This window comes from Deltaproteobacteria bacterium (assembly GCA_009930495.1).
In the GTDB taxonomy this organism is placed as follows: domain Bacteria; phylum Desulfobacterota; class Desulfovibrionia; order Desulfovibrionales; family Desulfomicrobiaceae; genus Desulfomicrobium.
The window spans coordinates 1-3954 of sequence record RZYB01000208.1; the positions used below are offsets into that span (position 1 = coordinate 1).

At 56.1% G+C, this 3954-nt stretch carries 3 protein-coding genes; all 3 read left to right on the top strand.

All coding sequences use genetic code 11. The features are described 5' to 3' along the window. The coding region (locus EOL86_12550; protein NCD26405.1) for an aminopeptidase at positions 1-537 on the top strand (537 nt) is incomplete at its 5' end. 9 nt (positions 538-546) lie between these two features. Then, complete coding sequence (selB, locus tag EOL86_12555) at positions 547-2451, top strand: selenocysteine-specific translation elongation factor (GenBank protein NCD26406.1); 1905 nt, start codon at positions 547-549, stop codon at positions 2449-2451. 257 nt (positions 2452-2708) lie between these two features. Beyond that, complete coding sequence (locus EOL86_12560) at positions 2709-3935, top strand: DUF3944 domain-containing protein (protein ID NCD26407.1); 1227 nt, start codon at positions 2709-2711, stop codon at positions 3933-3935. Positions 3936-3954 lie beyond the last annotated feature (19 nt).

Sequence of the window (3954 nt, forward strand, 5' to 3'; positions counted from 1 at the left end):
ACCCAGATCCTGCTGCTTTGGGACAAGGAGGAAATCGGGTCCGATGGCGCCACCGGAGCCAAGTCCCGTTTTCTGGAATACGCCCTGGCCGACATCCTCGATGCCTGGGAGCCCCATGTGCAGGTCCGGCATGCCCTGTCCCGGACCAAGGCCGTGTCCGCGGACGTGCACGCGCCGCTGGACCCGGATTATCAGGACGTGCATGATAAATATAATGCCTCGCTTTTGGGCTTTGGTCCGGTATTTTCCAAATTTACCGGTCATGGCGGCAAATATGGAGCCAGTGAGGCCGATTGCGAGTACGTGGCGTGGTTCCGCAATCTCTTGTCCCAGGACGATATTCCCTGGCAGATGGCCGAGATGGGCAAGGTCGATGAAGGTGGCGGCGGCACGGTCGCCAAGGAGTTGGCCGTGCACGGCATGGAGATCATTGATTTCGGTCCGGGCGTGTTGTCCATGCACAGCCCTTTCGAGATCAGTTCCAAGGCCGACCTGTACGCCACGGTCCAGGCCTACACCGCGTTTTACCGCAGCTAGGAGACACGCATGCCTGTCATCATGGGAACGGCCGGTCATATCGACCATGGCAAGACAAGTCTGATCAAGGCTCTGACCGGAATCAATTGTGACCGTCTGGCCGAGGAGCAAAAGCGCGGTATCACCATCGAGTTGGGCTTTGCCTATCTGGACCTGACCCCGGATGTGCGTCTGGGCATCATCGATGTTCCCGGCCATGAGCGTTTCGTCAAAAATATGGTCGCCGGGGCGGCGGGCATTGATTTTGTCCTCCTGGTCGTCGCCGCCGACGAGGGCATCATGCCCCAGACCCGCGAGCATTTGGAAATTTGTTCCCTGCTGGGCATTAGAGCCGGATTGGTGGCCCTGACCAAGACGGACATGGTCGAGGCGGATTGGCTGGAATTGGTCACGGAGGAAGTGACGGCCTATCTGGTCGGGACGTTTTTGGAAGGCGCGCCTATACTGCCTGTTTCTGCCCATACCGGCGCGGGCCTGGACGAAGTGCGCTCCCGCATCGCAGCTCTTGCGTCGTCCTTTGCCCCTGATCGGCGTTCGGATTTGTTCCGCCTGCCCATCGACCGCGTTTTCACCATGAAAGGCCATGGCACGGTGGTGACCGGTACCTCCATTTCCGGTGCCCTGCGCGTGGGCGAGGATGTCGAGATTTATCCGGCCGGGTTGAAATCCAAGGTGCGAGGCCTGCAGGTTCATGGCGCATCCACGGACGTGGCCAGGGCCGGGGAGCGCACGGCCGTGAACCTGCATAGTCTGGACGTGGAGGATCTGGAGCGTGGCGAAGTTTTGGCGCATCCCCAGACGTTGTTCCCGGCATCGGTGTGGGACGTGGAGCTGACCTGCCTGTCGTCCTCGCCCAATCCGCTCAAACATCGTACCGAGGTCCATTTTCATCACGGATCACGCGAGATTCTGGCCAAGCTTTTTTTTCTTGACCGTGACAAGCTGGAACCGGGCGAAACAGCCATTTGTCAGGTCCGTTTCCCCCAGACCCTGCCCGGCGTGTTCGGGGATCGGTGCATTGTCCGATCTTTTTCACCACTGATGACCGTGGCCGGCGGCCGCATCGTCAATCCCTTGGGTCGCAAGGTCCGCCGCCATTCCCATGATCTGGAGACCCTGCAATCCCTGGGGAGCATGGGTGGCGAGGAGTTGTTGTTGGCCCAGTTGCGGCTGGCTGGGCGGACGGGATTGACCGTGCCGGAACTGCGCATCATGACCGATATGGAATCCAGACTTTTGGAAAAAACCCTGCAAGTTCTGGGTGGCAGACAGCAGGCCTTTCAGTTCGACCGCGAGGACAAGCGGTTTGTCGGCGCGGACGTGCTTGAGGATCTGGGCCGGGACTGCGTGTCCTACCTGGCCGAATTCCACCGCCGTGAGCCCATGCGCCAGGGGGTTTCGCGCGCCGAACTGGTGACGAGCTTTGGGCAGGGCATGCACCCGAAACTTGTGCATTTTTTGGTGGAACGGCTGGTCAAGGCCGGGCAGATGGTTCTTGAAGGCGATATTTTGCGCCTGCCGGATCACGTTGTGTCCCTGGCTTCGGATCAGACCGGCCTGCGTGCCCTGATCGAGTCGACCTATCTCCAGGCCGGTCTTATGCCCCCGACATCGAAGGCTTTCCTGGAAGAGCATGGCTTGACCATCAAGGATACGACCCAGATGTTCCGGTTACTCCAGGAAGAGGGGGTGCTGGTCAAGGTCAGCGAGGAGTTTTACTATGCTCGTTCGGCCATGGACGACATCATCGGTCGTGTGCGGGGGTTCTTCGAATCCAACCAGGAAATGGGCCCCCAGGATTTCCGCGACCTGACCGCCCTGACCCGCAAGTTCGCCATCCCGGTTCTGGAGTATCTGGACAAGGAAAAGATCACCATGCGGGTGGGGGACAAGAGGCTGCTGCGCGGCCGCTGAGATGTCGAGGCCGGGCCCAAGCACGGCCATCGTGCCTGATCGACAAGATTTTTTTATTTTCCGATTCATCTGATTTTGCTTTGGAATTTTTGCATTGTTGCCGCCGTTGGGCTCAGACTGTGTACTTTTGCCGACGACACTCCAGAAAAGACCGCTGCCCATCGAATGCCGGAATCCTCGAAGGAAATACCCAGCCGGAAGGGATGGGTTGCAGCGCCCGCCTTTGAGCTCTCTGTTTTTCCATATCGTGATTTTCGATGCCGGTGTGCCGGAAGGCGCCCGTCGTGAATTTCTCCCAGGTAGTCCGCACGCTTTATGTGGAGCGGTCTTTGTGTTGTCATGGCGATGCGGCAAACCAAATGGAGAGAGTTCGGGGCGTGCGTTCTTTGCGCGGAGTGTTGCGCGGGGTGTTTTTTTCTGTTACAAGACACTTCAAGTATCGAAAGGGGGATTATGGAAGCGCATGCGCTTCCGTTTTTTTATTCATTTTTTTGTTCAATTCCACGGGTGTTTCCATGAAATATGACACGGATCGTGATCTTGCTTTTTTAGAAACGAGCACAAGCGATAATCTGCACCCATTGGTTTCCTTATTACTCTACGATACCCAGGGACAGACACGTAAAGGGGCAAAGTTGCATACACTGTCCGTGTATCGCCAGCACGCACCAAATCATCGGGCATATTGGCCAGAAATTATCGAACAAATTGCTATTCATGGGGCTGGAACATTTCTGGAAAGAATCGTTGGCAAACGCACTGAATATTCCAAGATTCTCAACCATGTCGTAAAGAAAGCAAAAATTTCTGTCATGTCGGATCTGTCCGCTGATATTGTGGAAGAAAAAATTTTCACAACAATTTTTTTAGAAACAATTCCCAGCCTTTCTCTTGGTGAACTACAGGCTGTCAGTCCGCTGTTTGGGATCAACCAGGTCATTCCAGATACGCATACATTCGCGACAGCCTTGCAGAATGCGGCGGCTGGTAACGAAAGCCTGACCGCATTGACCTCGTTGATTGTCGCGCACGGTGCCGCGATGTATGCGTGTGGCGTTGGGTACTCAGCCAGCGCGCCAAGGGTTGTGCGCGACGTGCTGGAGATTTTTGAACAACCCTTGCGCCGAAAATTTTTGGCCATGCCCCTGAATGCGCTATCGCGGGATCTTTTGTTGCCCATGGTCATGCAAATTGCCTTTTTGCGGCGCGTGGACCAGATGGATCTTGTGTCCTTACTTGGTCTGGTACATATCCCGGATCAGGCCCACCCCCGTTGGCGAGAAATCATCCTTGGACAGAAAGTTTTCAAACTCAAATATTTCGCGGTGAAAATGTTGCTGGGCCGCATTGTCTGCCGTATTGCCGCCGATCCCTCCGAGGAGATGGTGCGCGAAGGAATCGCGCAATTACACGCCATCTACGCGAAGAACGTGTCGAGTCCCGCCGCCCAAGAAGATCTGAAGACTATTTTTGAGTTGGAATAGCTTTTTCCGTTGCCCATGG

Coding starts and splice junctions, on each gene's coding strand:
- selB (NCD26406.1), top strand. CDS start 547: ATGCCTGTCATCATGGGAACGGCCGGTCATATCGACCATGGCAAGACA.
- EOL86_12560 (NCD26407.1), top strand. CDS start 2,709: ATGCCGGTGTGCCGGAAGGCGCCCGTCGTGAATTTCTCCCAGGTAGTC.